The organism is Kineococcus rubinsiae (genome assembly GCF_011839805.1).
Taxonomy (GTDB): Bacteria; Actinomycetota; Actinomycetes; order Actinomycetales; family Kineococcaceae; genus Kineococcus; species Kineococcus rubinsiae.
Window position 1 is genome coordinate 22,403 of record NZ_VWPY01000010.1, and the last position, 18,825, is coordinate 41,227.

18 protein-coding genes are annotated in these 18,825 nt (G+C 75.4%); 5 read left to right on the forward strand and 13 right to left on the reverse strand.

Annotation, left to right across the window (positions count from 1 at the left end):
* Nucleotides 1-106: 106 nt before the first annotated feature.
* The 4 genes from F1544_RS07865 to F1544_RS07880 all read right to left on the reverse strand — a co-directional run bounded on the left by F1544_RS07865 (nt 107) and on the right by F1544_RS07880 (nt 4,413).
* A complete protein-coding gene (locus tag F1544_RS07865) occupies nt 107-2,365 on the reverse strand; it encodes an EAL domain-containing protein (RefSeq protein ID WP_167583973.1) in 2,259 nt (752 codons plus the stop codon).
* A 163-nt stretch (nt 2,366-2,528) separates the two neighbouring features.
* A complete protein-coding gene (locus tag F1544_RS07870) occupies nt 2,529-3,569 on the reverse strand; it encodes a zinc-binding alcohol dehydrogenase family protein (protein WP_167583975.1) in 1,041 nt (346 codons plus the stop codon).
* A 70-nt stretch (nt 3,570-3,639) separates the two neighbouring features.
* Complete coding sequence (locus F1544_RS07875; protein WP_208971474.1) at nt 3,640-4,116, reverse strand: QcrA and Rieske domain-containing protein; 477 nt, start codon at nt 4,114-4,116, stop codon at nt 3,640-3,642.
* A gap of 150 nt (nt 4,117-4,266) precedes the next feature.
* Nucleotides 4,267-4,413: a hypothetical protein gene (locus tag F1544_RS07880; protein ID WP_167583977.1), complete on the reverse strand. Its 147-nt coding sequence runs from the start codon at nt 4,411-4,413 to the stop codon at nt 4,267-4,269.
* A gap of 314 nt (nt 4,414-4,727) precedes the next feature.
* Between F1544_RS07880 and F1544_RS07885 the strand changes: the two genes are divergently transcribed.
* From F1544_RS07885 to moeB, 3 genes are all read left to right on the forward strand, one after another.
* Nucleotides 4,728-5,588 carry a hypothetical protein gene (locus tag F1544_RS07885; RefSeq protein WP_167583979.1) on the forward strand — a complete coding sequence of 287 codons (861 nt, stop codon included), beginning with the start codon at nt 4,728-4,730 and terminating at the stop codon, nt 5,586-5,588.
* Between the two features lie 103 nt (nt 5,589-5,691).
* The gene (locus F1544_RS07890; protein ID WP_208971475.1) at nt 5,692-6,897 is read left to right on the forward strand and encodes an MFS transporter; all 1,206 of its coding nucleotides are present in this window, start codon (nt 5,692-5,694) and stop codon (nt 6,895-6,897) included.
* Nucleotides 6,894-8,042, forward strand: a complete 1,149-nt coding sequence (gene moeB, locus F1544_RS07895; protein WP_308469946.1) for a molybdopterin-synthase adenylyltransferase MoeB — start codon at nt 6,894-6,896, stop codon at nt 8,040-8,042. The genes F1544_RS07890 and moeB overlap by 4 nt, the downstream gene beginning before the upstream one ends.
* Here moeB and F1544_RS07900 read toward each other — a convergent pair.
* A complete protein-coding gene (locus F1544_RS07900) occupies nt 8,032-8,598 on the reverse strand; it encodes a CDP-alcohol phosphatidyltransferase family protein (protein ID WP_167583981.1) in 567 nt (188 codons plus the stop codon). The two genes, moeB and F1544_RS07900, sit on opposite strands and share 11 nt — an antisense overlap.
* 205 nt (nt 8,599-8,803) lie before the next feature.
* Here F1544_RS07900 and F1544_RS07905 point away from each other — a divergent pair, with 205 nt between their 5' ends.
* Nucleotides 8,804-9,388 (forward strand): GNAT family N-acetyltransferase, encoded by a 585-nt coding sequence (locus tag F1544_RS07905; RefSeq protein WP_167583983.1) that lies wholly within the window; start codon nt 8,804-8,806, stop codon nt 9,386-9,388.
* A 356-nt stretch (nt 9,389-9,744) separates the two neighbouring features.
* Here F1544_RS07905 and F1544_RS07910 read toward each other — a convergent pair whose 3' ends face one another.
* From F1544_RS07910 to F1544_RS07940, 7 genes are all read right to left on the reverse strand, one after another.
* Nucleotides 9,745-10,449: a GntR family transcriptional regulator gene (locus F1544_RS07910; RefSeq protein ID WP_208971476.1), complete on the reverse strand. Its 705-nt coding sequence runs from the start codon at nt 10,447-10,449 to the stop codon at nt 9,745-9,747.
* Between the two features lie 79 nt (nt 10,450-10,528).
* Nucleotides 10,529-11,503 carry a 3-hydroxyacyl-CoA dehydrogenase family protein gene (locus tag F1544_RS07915; protein ID WP_308469947.1) on the reverse strand — a complete coding sequence of 325 codons (975 nt, stop codon included), beginning with the start codon at nt 11,501-11,503 and terminating at the stop codon, nt 10,529-10,531.
* Between the two features lie 51 nt (nt 11,504-11,554).
* Nucleotides 11,555-12,331, reverse strand: a complete 777-nt coding sequence (locus F1544_RS07920) for a triose-phosphate isomerase family protein (RefSeq protein ID WP_167583985.1) — start codon at nt 12,329-12,331, stop codon at nt 11,555-11,557.
* Nucleotides 12,332-12,403: 72 nt separating this feature from the next.
* Nucleotides 12,404-12,916: a ribose-5-phosphate isomerase gene (locus tag F1544_RS07925; RefSeq protein ID WP_167583987.1), complete on the reverse strand. Its 513-nt coding sequence runs from the start codon at nt 12,914-12,916 to the stop codon at nt 12,404-12,406.
* A 34-nt stretch (nt 12,917-12,950) separates the two neighbouring features.
* Entirely contained in the window at nt 12,951-14,663 is a 1,713-nt protein-coding gene (locus tag F1544_RS07930) for a dihydroxyacetone kinase family protein (protein ID WP_167583989.1), read from the reverse strand.
* A gap of 52 nt (nt 14,664-14,715) precedes the next feature.
* A complete protein-coding gene (locus tag F1544_RS07935; protein ID WP_167584116.1) occupies nt 14,716-15,615 on the reverse strand; it encodes a sugar phosphate isomerase/epimerase family protein in 900 nt (299 codons plus the stop codon).
* A 244-nt stretch (nt 15,616-15,859) separates the two neighbouring features.
* A complete protein-coding gene (locus tag F1544_RS07940; protein WP_167583991.1) occupies nt 15,860-16,555 on the reverse strand; it encodes a GntR family transcriptional regulator in 696 nt (231 codons plus the stop codon).
* Nucleotides 16,556-16,623: 68 nt separating this feature from the next.
* On the opposite strand from F1544_RS07940, the gene F1544_RS07945 reads away from it, so the two are divergent.
* The gene (locus F1544_RS07945; protein ID WP_167583993.1) at nt 16,624-17,958 is read left to right on the forward strand and encodes a M20/M25/M40 family metallo-hydrolase; all 1,335 of its coding nucleotides are present in this window, start codon (nt 16,624-16,626) and stop codon (nt 17,956-17,958) included.
* A 39-nt stretch (nt 17,959-17,997) separates the two neighbouring features.
* Here F1544_RS07945 and F1544_RS07950 read toward each other — a convergent pair whose 3' ends face one another.
* On the reverse strand, nt 17,998-18,825 hold the full coding sequence (locus F1544_RS07950; protein ID WP_167583994.1) for an alpha/beta fold hydrolase: 828 nt from the start codon (nt 18,823-18,825) through the stop codon (nt 17,998-18,000).

The following is an 18,825-nucleotide window of genomic DNA, read 5'->3' on the forward strand; positions in this document are numbered from 1 at the left end:
GGGCTTGGCTCACCGCCTGCGGCCGCGGCGGGACCGCGACCGACGGCGTCATCCTTCCACGCCCGCGGGCGGGCACGGACCTCCGACGGTCAGCGGTCCCCGACGGTCAGCGCGCCGCGTGCTTGACCGCGTACATGCGGCTGTCCGCGAGCTGCAGCAGCTGCGGCAGGCCGCTGGCGGCCGCGGAGTCGGCGGGGAACGTGCTGACCCCGATGCTGGCGGTCACCTCGACGGGGGTCCCGTCCAGGTCGAACGGCGCCGCGATGGCCTCGGCGAGCTCGCCCGCGACGCGGTGCGCCACGTCGGCGGCGGTGTCGACGTCCAGGCCGGTGAGGGCGACGAGGAACTCGTCGCCGCCCAGGCGGGCCGCGAGGTCGCTGCGGCGCAGGCGGGACTGCAGCCGGCGCGCCACCTGGACCAGGAGGTCGTCGCCGGCCGCGTGCCCGAGGCGGTCGTTGACGGCCTTGAACCCGTCGAGGTCCATGAAGAGCACGGCGAAGGCGTCGTCGCCCGAGGACGCGTTCCACAGCGCCACCTCGACGCGGTCCTCGAACCGGCGCCGGTTCATCAGGCCGGTCAGGGAGTCGGTGAACGCGAGCTGCTCGATGCGGGAGAGGTAGCTGCGCGCCCGGTCGCGCTCCTGCACGAGGGCCTGCTCGGCGTCCACGCGGGCGGTGACGTCGTTCTGGACCCCGATGTACTGCACGACGCGGCCGGCCTCGTCCACGACGGGAGCCATGTGGATCTCGTTCCACCACGGCGTGCGGTCCGCGCCGCGGTAGTTCAGGAGGGTCTCGCGGCACTCGCGCCCTTCCGCGATCGCGGTGCGCAGGCGGCTGATCGCGTCGTGGCCCGTGTCCTGGCCCTGCAGGAAGCGGCAGTTGCGGCCCAGCAGCTCCTCCGAGCGGAACCCGGCGAGCTCCTCGAACGCGCGGTTGACGAACACGAGGGGCTGGTCCGGCTGCGTCATGTCCGCGATGGTGATGCCGCTGGTGGAGGCGGCCAGGGCGCGGTGCAGGACGGGGTCGCCCACCGACGCCGGCCCGTGCGTCGCGGTGGTCGTGGCGACGGGCGCGGACGGGGCCGTGGCCGTGGCCGCGGGGTGCGCTGCGGCGCTGCGGCTCAGGGGCGTGTCGATGGCCGGCGCGACGCGGGAGAGCAGGCTGTGCGCCGCGGCGACCACCGTGTCCCGGCGGTAGGTCAGGGCGTACTCGTAGGTGCGGTCCATGTCGGGGCCGTCGTCGCCGAGGTCCCGCGCGAGCAGGGCCGCGCTGAAGTGGGGGCTGACCACCACGACGTCCCACTCCCCGCGGATCGGGTCGTCGGGGGAGAGCGCCGCGCCCCGCACACCGGGCACGGGTTCCACGGGCAGGTCCTCGCCCAGCGCGCACACGAAGCCCGTGCGGGCCACGAGGTCGCGGTAGCGCAGCGAGGTCGCCGGCGTGAAGTGGCGCGCCTCCTGGAACGTCGAGGCGACCACGCAGGTCTCGCCCAGGCGCATGGCCTGGCGCTCCAGCTGCTTGCTCAGCTCCACGAGCAGGCGCTTGGGGGAGCGGCGCAGCGGCACCGCCGGCGGCAGGCACGCGAACGGCGACGGCGCCGTCTCGCGCGACGGGGGCGCCTCGGGCAGCCGGAGCTCCTGCACGGGGTACTGCGCCGCGGGCCCGGCCGCGGGCCGGCCGAACAGCCAGCCCTGCCCGAGGCTCGCGCCCAGCGCGCGCGCGATCGTCAGGTGCTTCGGCGTCTCGATGCCCTCGGCGAGCACGAGCGCGCCCGTGCGCTCGGCGTAGTCGTTGACGGCGTTCATGATCTCGGCGATGACGGGGGAGGGGCGGTCCTGCACCAGGCGCAGGTCCAGCTTCACCACGTCGGGACGCAGCAGGGGCATGAAGGCCAGCGAGGCGGCGTCGGCCCCGACGTCGTCCAGGGCGACGCCCCAGCCGAGCGCCCGCACGCGCTCGACGGTCCTCAGCAGCTCCGCGGGCCGGGTGGCGAGCGCGCGCTCGGTGATCTCCAGGACGATCCGCAGCTCGCCGGGGGCGCCCTCGGCCAGCGCGAGCAGGTCGTCGACGGGGGCGGTGTCCAGCACCTCGGGCTCGACGTTGACGAACACCGTGAGCGGGGCCAGGAGCCCGTGCTCGATCGCGCCCCGGAAGGCCGCGGCCCGGCAGGCCTGGTCGAGCTCGGCGAGGAGCCCCGCGGCGCGGGCCGCGGCGAACAGCTGGTCCGGGCTCGCGAGCGGTCCCTGCGGGCCGCGCGCCAGCGCTTCGTAGGCCACGACCGCGCCGCTGTCGAGGTCGATGATGGGCTGGAAGACGCTCACGACCGCGTCGGCCGCCAGCACCTGCTCGATGGGGGTGTTCACGTCGACTCCTCAGGCTCCGACCGGGGACGGCGCCGCCCTGTTCGGGCACCGCTCCACGAGACTCCCGTCCCATCGGCAGTCACCCCTGCGGGCTGAAGGAGGTGGCCCGGGGTCCCCACCGCGGGGTGGTCCGCGGCCCTCGCCCGGTCACCGTCGAGGCGGTTCACTCCTGCGCGGCGACGACGACCTTGCCGATGGTGGCCGACGTCTCGACGAGGCGGTGCGCCTTCGCCAGGGTCGCCGCGTCCAGCGGGCTCAGCCGCGTCGTCATCGTGGTGCGCAGCCGCCCGGCGTCCACCAGGCGCGAGATCTCCTCCAGCACCTCGTGCTGGGCCGTGCTCTCCGGCTCGAACAGGGGCCGCGTGAACATGAACTCCCAGTGCCACGTCTGGCTCTTCGCCTTCAGCGGCGCGAGGTCCAGACCCTCCGGGTCGTCGATGGCCACGACGGCGCCGCGCACCTTCAGCACGTCGGCGAACACCTGCGCGTTCCCGTCGGAGTACGCGCTGAGGACGTGGTCGACGCCCTCGGGAGCCAGCGCCAGGACCGCGTCGCGCAGGTCGTGGTGGTCGACGACCTCGTGGGCGCCCATCCCGCGGACCCACTGCGCCGACTCGGGCCGGCTCGCGGTCGCGACGACCCGCATCCGGGTCAGCGCCCGCACCAGCTGCACGAACACCGAGCCGACCCCGCCCGCCGCCCCCACGACGAGGACCGTGCCCTCGGCGTCGCGCTCGACGCCCAGGCGGTCGAACAGCGCCTCCCAGGCCGTGATGGCGGTCAGCGGCAGCGCCGCGGCCTCGGCGAAGTCCAGGCTCTGCGGCTTGTGGCCCACGATCCGCTCGTCGACCAGCTGCAGGCCCGCGTTGCTGCCCGGGCGCTCCAGCGAGCCGGCGTAGAACACGTCGTCGCCGACGGCGAAGGCGCCGACCTCCGCACCCACCGCGACGACGGTGCCCGCGGCGTCGAAGCCCAGCACCGCCGGGCGGCCCTCCGGGTCGCGCGAGGCCCGGACCTTCACGTCGACCGGGTTCACCGACACCGCCCGCACCTCGACCAGGAGGTCGTGCGGGCCGGGGGCGGGGACCTCGAGGTCGACGTCCAGCAGCGCCCCCGGCCCGTCCAGCGGGCCGGCGTTCAGGTGCGCCACCGCCCGGGTCGTGCGCCCGGGGGCGGTGCGGTCGTCGTGCGCGCTCGTGGTCATGGTCGCGACGCTAGAGCGCGCGGTGCGCCGCCGCGGTGGCGGGGCGCCCGAGGTGTGCGGGACGGCGCGATCAGCTGGCCGCGACCACGGCCCCGTCGGTCACGGTCACGGGGTAGGACTCCAGCGGCTCCGTCGCCGGACCCTTCAGCACCGCACCGGTCAGGGCGTCGAAGCGCGAGCCGTGGCACGGGCAGTCCAGCTCGGCGTCGTTCACGGCCACCGCGCACCCGGAGTGCGTGCACTTGTTGGTGAACGCCACCGCCTGGCCCGCCGTCGGCTGCGCCACGATCACCCCGGTGCCGTCGGCCGCCTCGACCGCCAGCGCCGAGCCGACCGGCACGTCGGCGAGCTGCGCCAGCGCCGCGGACGTCCCCCCGCCCGCGGACGAGCTCCCCGACGACGAGCTCCCCGACGACGAGCTCGACGAGGACGAGGTCCCCTCCGCGCTGTCGTCCGCGCCGCACGCCGCGAGCGTCAGCCCACCGCCCACGACGATCGCGCCGCGCGTCGCGAGCGATCGCCTCGTCATGCCACCTGCAGGGTCCACGGTCAGCTCCTCCGTCGGGCCTGCGCGAGCTCCGGTGCCGCGCCTGCTGACCCGACAACGGAGCGCTCCGGGAGATCGTTCACCGGCCCCAGGGACCGCGTCAGCGGGAGCGGGCCCGGGGCACGTCCCCCGGACCCCGCCCCCACCCGCTCACTTGCGGCGCTGGCCCGTCACGCTGTCGGCCACCGCGTCGGCCGCGCTGCGACCGGCGGACTTCGCCTTCTTGTCCACCCGCTTCTCCTTCAGGGACTTGCCGGCGGACTTCTTCGTGCTCGACGGGCGCGGGGACTTGTCCATGGGTCGACTCCTTCTCGTCCGGTCTCCCGGGACGTGCGCGCCGGCGGCGCGCGGGGCACCGCGCGACGTCGGCGGCGGTCGGGGGGACCCCTCTGTCGGACGACCGGGCCGGCGACGGGACCGGCCGGTCCCGTGCGGTGCCGGAACAGTACGCGCCCCCACCCGGCAGCGGGAGGGAGTTCTCCACCGGTGCCCCGCCGCTGCCCGCCCGCCCCGGCCGCACGACCGGCACCGGTGTCGGCACGCCTGCCTAGGGTGGGTCCGCACCCGGAGGGAGCCGACGGGGACGACACGACGACGAGGAGGCCCCACCCGTGCCCACGCTGGTCCTGGAGGTGGCGCTCGCGGTCCTGGCCGCCGCCGTCGGCGCCGCGCTCGCCCTCGAGCGCACCGAGCTGTGGGAACCCCGCCCAGCGGTGACCGTCGCCCTCGTCGTCCTCACGGCCGTCCTCGCCGCGGCCTCGACGACGTCGACGGCCGTGCGGCGCTTCCGGGCCCGCCGCCGCGGCGCGCGCCGCGACCTCCTCGACGACGTCCTGACCGGCACCCTGTGGGCCGTCGCCGACACCACCGCGCTGGACCCCCGCGACCTCTCCGTCGCCGCCTACCGCCTCGACGCCCTGCCCTGGCGGGCCCCGCGCCTGGCCCGGCTGCACCGCGTGCGCGCAGCCCGCCGGCCCGGCGCCACCGGCATCGTCTGGGCGCCCGGCAAGGGCGTCATCGGCGAGTGCGTCGCCAGCGGCCTGGTCGTCGCCCGCGACGTCCGCGCCACCTGGGCCGGCCTCGGGACCCCCGACCGCGCCGCGTGGGACGCCCTGCCCCCGGACACCCGCTCCGGGGTCACCCACGCCGAGTTCCTCGCCGTGCGCGACACCGTCGACGTCGTCGTCGCGCTGCCCGTCGTCGACGACACCGGCCCCACCTCCCGCGTGACCGGGTGCCTCGCCCTCGACGGGCCCACCGGCTCCCTGCAGACCCTGACCACGCCCGCCGTCCTCGGCCTGCTCGAGGCCACCACCCGCGTCCTGCGCGGGCTCGACGTCGCCGCGCCCCAGGCCGTCGCCCGCAGCGCCGGCCCCGGCGCGAGCACCTCCCCGCAGGACGCGCTCACGGCCGCGTGGCGCCGGGCGGGCCTCCCGCCCGAGCGCGTCGAGCGCCTGCTGCACGGGCGCTGACCCCCCGGCTGGCCCGCAGCCGGGCCGCTGGGGGAGGGTGGGCCGGCAGCGGTGCCGGGCGGCACCGCGCCGCCCGGGGGAGACCGCTCCGGGAGGACGAGACGTGGAACAGCCCGAGCGCGACGACCAGCAGGCCCCGGCGCTGCCCCGCCGGTGGCTGGTGATCGCCGCCTACACCTTCGGCGTCACCATGCTCGGCACCACGCTCCCCACCCCCCTCTACGCGATCTACCAGCGCGAGTGGGGGTTCTCCGGCCTCGTCTCCACCGTCGTCTTCGCCACCTACGCCGTCGGCGTCATCGCCGCCCTCGTCCTGCTCGGCCGCAGCTCCGACACCGCCGGGCGACGCCCCCTGCTCGCCGTCGGCCTCGGGTTCTCCGCCGCCAGCGCCCTCTGCTTCCTCCTCGCCGACAGCCTCCCCCTGCTCTTCGCGGGCCGACTGCTGTCCGGGCTGTCCGCGGGCGTGTTCACCGGCACCGCGACCACCGCCGTCGTCGAGCTCGCCGGCCGCGTGCCCCGCGCCCGCGCCGCGCTCGTCGCGACCGCGGTCAACATGCTCGGCCTCGGCGCCGGCCCCCTCCTGGCCGGGGCGCTCGCGGAGTGGGCCCCCGCACCCCTGCGCACCCCCTACCTCGTGCACCTCGCGCTCCTCGTGCCCGCCGCCGTCGGCCTCACCCGGATGCCCGAGACCGTCCGCGACACCGGCCCCCTGCGGGTGCGGCCCCTGCGCCCCACCGTCCCCGAGGCCGTGCGCGCCGCCTTCTGGCCCGCCGCCCTGTCCGGCTTCGCCGGGTTCGCGACCCTCGGCCTCTTCACCGCCGTCGAGCCCCGCTTCCTGTCCGAGGTCCTCGGCGTCACCGACCACCTCGCCGCCGGCGCCGTCGTCTTCGGCGTCTTCGCCGCCTCCACGCTCGCCCAGGTCCTCACCACGCGCGCCGCCCCCGCCCGGGCCCTGCCCCTGGCCTGCGCGGCCCTCGTGCTCGGCATGCTCCTCGTCGTCCTGGCCCTGCGCTCCTCCAGCGCCCCCCTGCTCATCGCCGGCTCGCTCGTCACCGGCGCCGGCCAGGGCACCGCCCTGCGCGCCGGGATCGGCGCCCTCACCCGCCTCAGCCCGCCCGGACGCGGCGGCGAGGTCACCTCCACCCTCTTCGTCGTCCTCTACGTCGCCATCTCCCTGCCCGTCGTCGGCGTCGGCCTGCTCGCCGCGAGCATCGGCATCGTGGATGCTGCCCTGGTGTTCGCCCTCGCCGTGGCCGTCCTCGCCGTCGTCGCGACCCTCCTGCTCTGGCGCCGGCCGGTGACCGCGTGAGCCCGGCGCACGAGCCCCTCGTCGCCCCCGGCCCCGAGCTCACCGCCGACGAGCGCCGCCGCTACGCCCGCCACCTCCTGCTCCCCGAGATCGGCGAGACCGGCCAGCGCCGCCTCAAGAACGCCCGCGTCCTCGTCGTCGGCGCCGGCGGCCTCGGCTCCCCGGCCCTGCTCTACCTCGCCGCCGCCGGCGTCGGCACCCTCGGCGTCGTCGACGACGACGTCGTGGAGGAGTCCAACCTCCAGCGCCAGATCGTCCACACCACCGCCGACGTCGGCCGCCCCAAGGTCGACAGCGCCGCCGAGGCCGTCGCCCGCACCAACCCCCTCGTCACCGTCATCCGCCACCACGAGCGCCTCACCGCCGCCACCGCCACCCGCCTCGTCGCCGGCTACGACCTCGTCCTCGACGGCTCCGACTCCTTCGCCACCCGCTACCTCGTCAACGACGCCTGCGTCCTCGCCGGCCTCCCCTGGGTCTGGGGCGCCGTCCTGCGCTTCGACGGCCACGTCGCCGTCTTCCGCGACGGCTCCGGCCCCACCTACCGCGACCTCTTCCCCACCGCCCCGCCCCCCGGCACCGTCCCCGGCTGCGGGGAGGCCGGGGTCCTCGGCGGCGTCTGCGCGAGCGTCGGCTCCGTCATGGTCACCGAGGCCGTCAAGCTCATCACCGGGGCCGGGCGCACCCTCCTCGGCCGCGTCCTCGTCCTCGACGCCCTCGCCGGCAGCTGGCGCACCCTCGACGTCCGCCCCGACCCCACCCGCGCCCCCGTCACGGCGCTCGCGGACGAGGTGGCTCCCGCCCCCGCCCCGGTGGTCCCGGCCGTCGCGGCGGCCGACCTGCTGCGGGAGCTCGCGTCCGCGGCACCCCCGGTCGTCGTCGACGTGCGCGAACCCGGGGAGCACGCGGCCTCCGCGCTGCCCGGCGCCCGGCTCGCGCCGCTCGCCACGGTGCTGGACGGCACGGCGGACCTCCCGCGCGACCGGCCCCTGGTGCTGCACTGCGCGTCGGGCAACCGGTCCGCCCGGGCCATGCAGGCGCTGCTCGCGGCCGGCTACGGCGACGTCCGGCACCTCGACGGCGGGCTGTCGGCGTGGTTGCGCGCCGGCGGCCCCGTCGTCGCGGGGACCTCCGTCAGCGCCTGACGCGGTCGCGGGCGGCGCGCTCGAGGTCGAGCACGTCGCGGCCGAAGGAGACGACCAGCGCGGCCAGGGCCACCGCGACGACCCCGCGGGCCAGGTCCGGAGGGGTCGGGGGCAGGAGCGCCAGCACGACGGCGACGGCCTGGGCACCCGCCACCACCCGGCGGGCGCGACGGGGCCGCAGGGCGCCGCGCAGCGCGGGCCGGAGCGCACCGGCCACCACGAACGCGTAGCGCAGCGCCCCGATCCCGGCGGCCCACCACCCGACGGTCGGGACCAGCGCGAGGGAGGCGACGGCGAGGAAGGCCGCGTCGGCCTCGACGTCGAAGCGGGCGCCCGCGGGGGAGGCGGTGCCGCTGCGGCGGGCGACCGGCCCGTCCACGGCGTCGAGGACGGCCGCGGCGGCCGCGAGTCCGGCGACCGTCGCCGTCCGCACCGGGGACCCGGTGACCAGCAGGCCCGCGACGTGCCCGGCCAGCACCGCCGTCAGCAGAAGCCGGGTTCCCGTCACGCGGTCGCCGGGGCGCAGCACGCCGGGTGCGCCCAGGGGCCGGAGCAACCGCGGCAGGCCGGGGGCTCTCGGCGGGCGTGGGGCTCGGGGAGGGCCCGAGACACCCGGGAGGACGGCAGCCGTCGCCGCGCCCGGGGTGGTCGAGCCGCTGCCGGGCGGCGGCGAGGGGACGGTGTCCACGGCGGTCCTCCTCGTCGTCGCGTGAGACGGGAACCCGGTGACGCCGTCCCGTGCCGCGGTCAGGATGAGGCCTGTGACGACCTCCCCGCGACCCTCCCTGCCCGGCACCCCGGCGCCGGGTGACCTCGAGCTCACCGCGGGGGACGACCTCGTGCTGCGCCGGCACCGCGCGGACGACGTGCCGGGCATCGTCGCCCAGTGCATCGACCCTGTGTCCGTCGAGTACACGATCGTCCCGACGCCCTACGGGACCGAGCAGGCCGAGGCCTTCGTCGCGATGTGCCGCCGGGACTGGGAGGCGGGGACGGCGGCCGCCTTCGCCGTCGTCGTCGACGGCCGCTTCGCGGGCACCGTGGACCTGCAGCTGCGCGAGGCCGGCTGGGCCGAGGTGGGCTTCGGGCTGGGGCCCTGGGCGCGGGGGAGGGGAGTCGGGGTGCGGGCGGTCCGCCGCGTCCTGCGGTGGGGCTTCGACGACCTCGGCCTCGAGGGCGTGCACTGGCGGGCGCACGTCGGCAACCACGCGACGCGCCGCACGGCCGAGCGGTGCGGCGTCCGCGTCGAGGGCGAGGTGCGCGGGCTCCTGGTCCAGCGGGGGAGGCGGCGCGACGGGTGGATCGGCTCGGTCCGCAGGGGCGACGACCTCGAGCCGGCCGTCTAAGTGGATGGTCCTTGTTATACTATAGCCGTTGGCCGTGCCGGATGGCTTCGGGGCCCTGGGGAGGGGGCGAGACTGCTCAGGACCACGAGGTCACGTCGCCGTGGGGAACCGGTCCGCCGGCCGGTCCGGCAACCGAACCCGCAGTCCAGTCGGCGGTGGGGGAGCGGTTGAGCGCGACGCGGCCGAGCACTGACACCCCGCCCCACGGCTCGCCCCCGGTCCGTGCTCCGCACCTCGAGTCGAGGTCTTCAGCGACCGGCGACGCGGTCCGCCCCGCCGGCGCGAGGCCTGCAGCGGTCGGCTGTCATCTGTAGATCATCAGATACTATAGCCGCCTGCCTTGCAGTTGACGCGACTCACGACTCCGCGTCGGGAACAACCGCCCCCAGAGAGCGGGGTCCGCGACCCAGGGTCCGGCGCCGCACCTGCTCGAGGTGGTTCCGCATCAGCTCGCCTCCGCGGTCGGCGTCCCCGTCGACGAGGGCGTCGAGGATCTGCTGGTGCTCCACGGCGCTGTGGTGGGGGTCAAGCGCGGGGGCCCCGGCGGCGACGCGCACGCGCTGCAGCTGTCCGCCGAGGGCCGCGTAGGCGTCGGCGAGGAACGTGTTGCCGCTGCGGCGGGCGAGGAGGGTGTGGAACGTCTCGTCGGCCGTCCACCACTCGCGGGCCGTGCGGCGGTCCTGGACGGCCGAGGACGCGAGGACGAGGACGTCGACGCTGCGCTGGAGGTCGTGCAGGAAGTCGCCCGAGGCGCGGCGGCCCGCCGCGACGGTCAGCGGGGGTTCCAGGACGAGGCGGGCGTCGAGCAGCTGCCGGACCTCGTCCTCTGAGGGCAGGGGAGCGACGCGGTAGCCCTTGAGGGCCTCCCGCCGCACGAGGCCCGTGTGCTCCAGCCGGGCCAGCGCCTCGCGCAGGGGGGTCTGGCTGACGTCGAGCTCGCGAGAGAGCGTCGCGATGTTCAGGTCGTCGCCGGGGACACGCGTGCCGTCGAGGAACTCCTCGAGCAGGACGCCGTACATCTTGTCCGCCAACGGCAGACGGCCGGACCGCTCGCGGGTCACGCGTCTCCTCCTCGGGCGGCGCGCCGGGTGCGCGCGACCGCCGTCACGCTACCGCGACGGCCGCACGCACCCGGGGAGGTCAGGAGGCCAGCGGCGAGGGGCCGAGGTCCTCGAGCAGCTCGGCCATCTTCTTGTAGGCCTTGTTGCGGTAGTCGATGAGCTCGGCGAGCTTCTCGGGCGCGAGCTCCAGGAACCCGGAACCCGTCTTCGTGCCGTACTTGCCCGCGTTCACGAGCTCGGTGAGGTTGCCCGGCGCGGACATCCGGTCCCCGAAGTGGCCCTCGAGGACGGCGAAGCCCTTGGCGTAGATGTCGAGGCCGGCCATGTCGGCGATCGCGAACGGCCCGAAGAAGGGCAGCCGGAACCCGAAGGTCGTCGAGACGATCGTGTCGACGTCGGTGGGGGTGGCGACACCCTCCTCGACGATCGTCATGGCCTCCTTGAGGAGGATGTACTGCAGGCGGTTCAGGACGAACCCGGGGACGTCCTTGACCTGGGCGCCCTTGCGGCCGGCGCGGGTCAGCAGGTCGTCGATGAGCGGCAGGACGGCGGGGTTCGTCGCCTCGCCCATGACGAGCTCGACGCCCGGGATGAACGGCGCCGGGTTCGAGAAGTGCACCGTGAGGAACAGCGACGGGTCCTCGAACGCCTCGGCCAGGACCTTGACGGGGATCGTCGAGGTGTTGGTGCCGATGATCGTGCCGGGGGTGACGGCCTTCTCGACGCGCGCGAGGACGTCCTTCTTGACCTGCGGGTCCTCGAAGACGGCCTCCTCGACGAGGTGGACGTCGGCGACGGCCTCCTCGATGCTCTGCGCCGGGTGCAGGCGCTGCTCGAGGATCTCGGTGCTGCCCGGGGCGAACAGGCCCTGGCCCTCGAAGAGCTTCGACTCCTTCAGGAGCCGCTCGTAGTTGCGCTGCGTCGACTCGGCGTCGGCGTCGGCGAGCCAGACGTCGGCGCCGGCCAGGGCGAGGGACTGGGCGATGCCGCCGCCCATGTACCCGGTGCCGACCTGGGCGACCTTGGTGATCTTGTCCGTGCGGGGTGTGGCCACGAGGGTGTCTCCGGTTCTCAGTCGAGGGGGGTTCTGCCGTGCCGCGGAGGGTCAGGCGTCGTGCGTGCCGGGACCGGTGCCGCGGGTGGCGCCGATCTCGGAGATGACGGTGCGGAAGTTCGCCACGTCGTGGGCGAACCGGCCGAGGAAGAGGCCGTCGACACCGTCGGCGACCTGGGCGAAGAGCCCGGGGCCGGCGCTGCCGCCGTAGAGGATGCGGGTGGTGCCGGTGCGGTGCGCGACCGCCTCGCGCAGGCGCGTGGTGACGCCGACGACGTGCTCGGCGGAGGCGGGCTCGGACGCCCCGATGGCCCAGTTCGGCTCGTAGCCGAGGACGACCTCCGCCTCCGGCGGGACGTCCTCGAGGGCCGCGAGGACCTGGGCGATCGTGACGCGGGCGGCGTCCTCGACGTCGACGCGGGTGTTCTCGCCGAAGCAGATGAGCGGGACGAGCCCGTTGCGGGCCACCGCCGCGGCCTTGCGGGCCGTGACGATGTCGTCCTCGGCGAACATGCGCCGGCGCTCCGCGTGGCCCAGCTCGACGTAGCGCACCCCCGCCTCCGCGAGCGCCGCGGGGGACACCTCGCCCGTGAGGGCGCCGAAGTCCTCCCACGACGCGTCCTGGGCGCCGACGGCGATGCCCGTGCCGCGCAGCAGGTCGATCCCGGTGGTGATGGACAGGAAGTCCGGGATCACGAAGGCGTCGACGCCGCAGGCCTCGGCGTGCGCGCCCAGCGCGGCCACCTCGGTGAGGTAGCTGCGCGTGCGTGCCAGCCCGAAGTACATCTTCAGGCTGACGCCGACGAGGGGGCGCTGGCGGGAGGTCATGGTCGTGCAGTGTCCTCGGTGCTCAGGAGCGGGGCGGCGGCGGGGTTCGCGCCGGTGCGGTCGGGGTCGCGCTCAGGTGGCGGAGGCCGCCGCGGTGTCCGCGTCCTCGTTCGCGTCCGCCGTGCCGTTCTCGTAGCTGGTGATGGCGTCGACCTTGGCGGCGGAGGCGCTGGAGGTGTCGAACGTGTAGCCGAGGAACTCCTTGGCCAGGCGGCGCGCCAGCTCCAGGCCGATGACGCGCGCACCCAGGGCGAGGACCTGGGCGTTGTTCGACAGGACGAGGCGCTCGACCGAGAACCCGTCGTGGGCCACGGAGGCCCGGATGCCGGGGACCTTGTTCGCCGAGATGGCGACGCCCATGCCGGTGCCGCACACGAAGATGCCGCGGTCGGCCTCGCCGGCGGCGATCTTGCGGGCACCCGCGACGGCCACGTGCGGGTAGGCGGTGTCGTCGTCGCCGTTCACGCCGACGTCGATGACCTCGCTGACGCGGGAGTCCTTGAGCAGGTCGGCCTTGATGGCGTCCTTGTACTGGACGCCGGCCTCGTCGGCGGCGAGCACGATGCGCAGCTGGGTGTCGGTCACGTGGTCCTCCTGGGGTGGGTCGGGAGCGGGTGGCTCAGGTGAGGGAGCCGGCGACGGTGCGCGTCACCAGCGCGAGGGAGACGGCGCCCGCGTCGGGGTGGCCGAGGGAGCGCTCCGCGAGCGGGCGGGCGCGCCCGATCTGCGGACGCAGGTCCTTGGTCGCCTCGGCGGCGGCCGTGGCGGCCTCCGCGGCGGCCTGCCAGGCGGCGGCCAGGTCGTCGCCGGCCTCCACGCGGGCCGCGAGGGTCTCGGCGAAGGGGACCTGCGCGTCGAGCATGGTCTTGTTGCCGACGCGGGCCCCGGCGAGGCGCATGACGGCCTCGACGGAGGCCGTGGCGCCCGCGGCGACCGCGGCGGCGTCCGGGGTGCCCTCGTCGCCGAGGGCCTCGGCGAAGGCGCGCAGCAGCACGCCCCAGATGACGCCGGAGGTGCCGCCCGCGCGGTCCGCCCAGGCGTCGCCCGCGGCGGCCAGGGTGGAGGCCGCGCCCGCACCGGCGTCGGACGCCTTGCGGGCGGCCTCCGCGGCGGCGGTGGACCCGCGGGCCATGCCGACGCCGTGGTCGCCGTCGCCGGCGACGGCGTCGATGCGGCCCAGCTCGTCCTCGGCCTCGTGCAGCGCGTCGCGGACGAGCTCGATGAGCCCCGCGATGCGGGCGCCGGACGCGGCGGCGTCGGCGGACGTCCCGTCGTAGCTGACGGTCGCCTCCTCGGGCACCACGTAGGGCTCGGCCGGGGTGGTCTCGATGATCGCGCCGGTCGAGAACGCCGGGGTCTGGGCCGGCGCGGTCCAGAGGGTCTCCAGCTCCTCGTCCAGCCAGGTCACGGTGAGCGAGGCGCCGGCCATGTCGAGGGAGGTGACGAGCTCGCCGACCTGCGGGGCGACGATCTCGTAGCCCGCGGCGCGCAGCTTCGCGGCGATGGGCGCGTAGAGGAGGAACAGCTCCTCGTACTTGGTGGAGCCGAGGCCGTTGACCAGCACGGTGATGCGACCGGAGTCGGGCGCCTCGTCGGGCTTGCCGCCGAGGACGCGGTCCACGAGCAGGTCCGCGATCTCCTGCGGGGTGCCGATGGGCTCCTCGGAGATGCCGGGCTCGCCGTGGATGCCGAGGCCGACCCCCATGTGGCCCTTGGTGACGGTGAACAGGGGCTCGGTCTCGCCGGGCAGCGTGCAGCCCTCGAACGCGATGCCCATGGAGCGCGTCACGTCGTTGCAGAAGCGCGAGACGCGCACGACGTCGTCGAAGGAGTAGCCCGCCTCGGCGGCCGCCCCGGCGATCTTGAACGCGACCACGTCGCCCGCGATGCCGCGGCGCTGGTTGTTCGCGCCCTGGCCCTCGCTGGCCACGTCGTCGGTGACGACGAGCAGCTCGGCGGGGATCCCCTCGGCGCGCAGCCGCTCGGCGGCGAGGCCGAAGTTGAGGATGTCGCCGGCGTAGTTGCCGAAGCCGAGCAGGACGCCGCCGCCGTGGTCGGCGGCCTTCGCGACGTCGTAGGCCCAGCGGGTCGACGGGGACGCGAACACGTCACCGCACACCGCGCCGTCCGCGAGCCCCGGGCCGACGTACCCGGCGAAGGCCGGGTAGTGGCCCGACCCGCCGCCGACCACGACCGCGACCTTGCCCTGCGGGCTGGTGGTCGAGCGGACGACGCCGTGCGGCACGGTCTGGACGTAGGACGAGTACAGGTCCACGAACCCCTCGAGCGCGTCCGGGACGAACGACGACGGGTCCCCGAAGATCCGGGTCATGGAGTGATCTCCCTCGATCGGTAGGGCGGCTGGTGCGGTGGGCGGAAGGGTCTCAGACCGCGAGCGGCGTGCTGCGGGGCAGGACCCTGCGGATGTACTCGCGGTTCGTGGCGCCGACGCTGATGCTGTCGCCGCCGTAGTGCTCGACGCAGAAGGCGCCGCGGAAGCCGGAGTCCAGGGCGACCTGGATCGCCTTGCGGTAGTTGATGGTGCCGAACTCGAGCGGCGCGGGGTGGGTGCGCACGGAGCCGGTGCTCGGCTCCTCGTCCCGGTAGTAGTTCTTCAGGTGCCAGTAGTTCGTGTGCGGCAGCATCTTCTCGGCGATCTCGAGCCAGGGCTCGACCTCCCGGTGCAGGCGCAGGATGTTGCCGAAGTCGGGGTTGAGCCCGACGTTGTCCATGCCCACCTCGTGGATGAACTGCACGGCGGAGTCCGCGGTGCCGAGGTAGGTGTCCTCGTACATCTCCAGCGCGATCTGCACGCCGACGCCCTGGGCGTGCTCGGCGAGCTCCTTGATCCGCGAGACCGCGAGCGCCCGCGCCTCGGGGCCGAGGTCGTCGCTGTAGCCGGGCTCCAGCCAGAACCACAGGGCCTTGGCCTGCGCCGGCGTGAAGCCGCGCATGAAGCCGAAGTTCACGAGCGGGATGCCGATCGCGGCGCAGGCGTCGATCGCGCGGTGGGAGTAGGCGAGGTTGTCCTGCCAGTGCTCCGGGTCCATCACGCTGCGGCGGGAGGTGGAGAAGGCGGGGATGCTCAGCCCGGCGCCGCGGACGGTGCGGGCGAACTCCTGCAGCCGCTCGGGGGAGAGGTCCGCGATGCGGATCCAGGTGTCGGTCGGGTCGATGCTCGTGTAGCCGGCGTCGACCATGACGTCGAGGGTGGCGGCCCACCCCTCGGCGGACTGCTCCTGCACCGTCGTGCCGTCCTTCAGGACGTGCGGGTGCGGCATCATCGGGACGGTGATCGGCCAGTTCTCCCGCGTCAGGACGTCGGGGTAGCCGTCGAAGACCGTGGTGGCGGGCGCGGTGGCGTCGTCGCTCGTGCTCAAGATCGCTCCATCGGTGGGGTCTTGGTCGGTCAGATTCTATAGAAAATCATGTTCCGCTCGCCGGTAAGGGTGCATCACCGTCCGGGCGGGTGTCAACGCCGACACCCGGCGGGCTGCCGGGGGAGGGCGCGGGCCCAGCCTGCCCGCCTCAGCCCGGCGCCGCGCGTCGCAGCACCCGTTCGAGGTGCAGGCGCATCGCCTCGCCGGCGGCCTCGGGGTCGCGCGCCTCGAAGGCCCGCACGATCGCCTCGTGCTCGGCGACGCTCTCGGCCGCGTCCGGCACCTCGTCCTCGACCTGGTGCAGGCGCTGCACGAAGCCGCGGAAGGAGTCCAGCGTCCGCACGATGAAGGGGTTGCCGGTGCCCTCGGCCACGAGCTCGTGGAAGGACCAGTCGGCCTGCAGGTAGTCCTTGAAGCCCGCGTAGCCCGGGCCGGTCGGGGCCGTGCGCTGCGCCTCGACCGCGGCCCACAGGCGCCGCACGAACGCGTCGTCGGAGCGGCGGCAGGCGCGGTCGGCGTTGCCCGGCTCGACCAGCAGCCGCACGTCCACCAGCTGGCCCAGCTCCTCCGGCGTCAGCAGCGGGGCCGCGCGGTAGCCGCGGCGGGCGGAGCGGACCACGAGCCCCGTCGCCTCGAGGCGGGCCAGCGCCTCGCGCACGGGCGTCGCGGAGACGCCCAGGCGGTCCGCGAGCGCCTGCGTGCGCAGCGCGGCGCCCGGTTCCACCCCGCGGGCCATGAGGAGCTCCAGCAGCGCCTCGTGGACGCTGTCGGACAGCCCGCGGTGCTCGCCCGGCGAGGGGGCGGTGGCGGCGTCGGCGCGTCCGGTGTCCGTGGAGTGGTCCATCGCGTCCGGACGCTACCGCTCCACCCCGCCGCACGTGCCGGTCGGCGCCCAGTGACTACCGTGGCGGCGTGAGCGAGGACACCGGAGCAGCTGCAGGCGGAACGGCCGAGCGGGAGGTCGTGGACATCTGCCGCGACCTGCTGCGCATCGACACGTCGAACTACGGCGACGGGTCGGGCCCGGGAGAGCGGGTGGCGGGCGAGCACGTCATGGGCCTGCTGCACGAGGTCGGGCTCCAGCCCGAGTACCTCGAGGGCTTCGACCGGCGCGGCAACGTCGTGGTCCGGATCCCCGGGGACGAGCGCGGCACGGCGGAGCGCGGGGCGCTGCTGCTGCACGGGCACCTGGACGTGGTGCCGGCCCAGGCCTCGGACTGGAAGGTCGACCCGTTCTCGGGCGAGATCGCCGACGGCTGCCTGTGGGGCCGCGGCGCGGTCGACATGAAGGACATGGACGCGATGCTGCTGGCGGTCGCGCGCGACCTGGCCCGCACCGGCACGCGCCCGCCGCGGGACCTCGTGTTCGCGTTCATGGCCGACGAGGAGGCCGGCGGCGTCCAGGGGGCGAGCTGGCTGGTGGACGAGCGCCCGGACCTGTTCGAGGGGGTCACCGAGGCCGTCAGCGAGGTCGGCGGGTTCTCCGTCGACATCGACGGCCAGCGCGCGTACCTGCTGCAGACGGCGGAGAAGGGCATCGCGTGGCTGCGGCTGGTGGCGCACGGGCGCGCCGGTCACGGCTCGCAGGTCGGCACCGACAACGCGGTGACGCGGCTGTGCGCCGCCGTGGCCCGCATCGGGGCCTACGGCTGGCCGCTGGAGTACACGGCGACCGTGCGCCAGTTCCTCGAGGGCGTCTCGGAGATCACCGGGATCGCCTTCGACGAGACCGACCCGTCGCTGCTGCTGGCCAAGCTGGGCACCACCGCGCGCTGGGTGGGGGCGACGCTGCAGAACACGTCGAACCCGACGGCGCTGGACGCGGGCTACAAGCACAACGTGATCCCCGGGACCGCGACCGCCCTGATCGACACCCGGTTCCTGCCGGGTCGCCAGGAGGAGCTGCTGTCCACGATCCGCGAGCTCGCGGGCGAGCGCGTGGACGTGGAGGAGGTCCACGTCGACCGCGCGCTGGAGACGGAGTTCGGCGCGCCCCTGGTGGACCGCATGAAGAACGCGCTGGCCGCGGAGGACCCGGACGCGGTCGTGCTGCCGTACTGCCTGGCGGGCGGCACGGACAACAAGTCCTTCGCGCGCCTCGGCATCCGCGGCTACGGATTCGCGCCGCTGCGGCTGCCCGCGGGCCTGGACTTCGCGGGGATGTTCCACGGCATCGACGAGCGCGTGCCGGTCGACGCGCTGGAGTTCGGCGTCCGGGTCCTGCAGCGCTTCGTCGCGGACTGCTGAGCGGACGCCCGGCCGGCGTCCGCCGGCCGGGCGCCCCGGTCAGGCCGTGAACTCCCGCACGAGCGGCGGGAGCGCGGGGGAGTCGAGCACGTCGTGGTGGGTGCGTCCGGGCAGCACGGCCAGGCGGTGGCGCGGGCGCCCGGAACCGTCCCACCCGCCGTCGCGCAGGCCCCCGCCGAGGAGGCCGAAGAACTCCGCGGCGTGGGTCACGGGGACGCTGTCGCCGTCGGCGTAGACGAGCAGCGTGTCGGGCACCAGGTCCGCGACCTCGGCGGTCCAGTCGTAGTCCGAGCCCAGCAGGACGCCGAGGGCGTCCATGAGACGGGGGAAGTCGTCGACCACGGGGGCGACGGCCGCGTAGGCGTCGTAGAGCGGGGTGCGCCGCATCATCTCGAACGCAGCGCGGCTCACCCCGCCCATGCCCTCGGCGATCTCCGGGTACCAGCCGGTGCGCCGGCAGGGCACCGCCACGAGGACGAGGCGCCGCACGAGGCCGGGGTGGAGCAGCGCCGTGCGCAGGCTCGTCAGGCCGCCCAGGGAGTAGCCCAGGACGTCGGCGGGCTGCCGCACGACCTCCCGGACCACCGCGGCGACCTGGTCGCCCAGGGCGTCGAAGCTCAGGGGAGCCGTGCCCAGCGCCGTGTGCCCGTGACCCTGCAGCTCGACGGACACCACCCGCCGGTCCGCGGCCCAGCCGGGGGCGGTGCCCGCGAACATCGCGGTCGTGCCGAACCCGCCGTGGACCAGTACCAGCGGGGTCCCGCCGGTGCCGCGGGACTCCCAGTGCACCTGCACCCCCGCCGCGTCCACGGACCCGCTCTCCAGCCCGCCGGGCACCGCGGTGGTCTCGTCGTCCGTCGTCGTCAT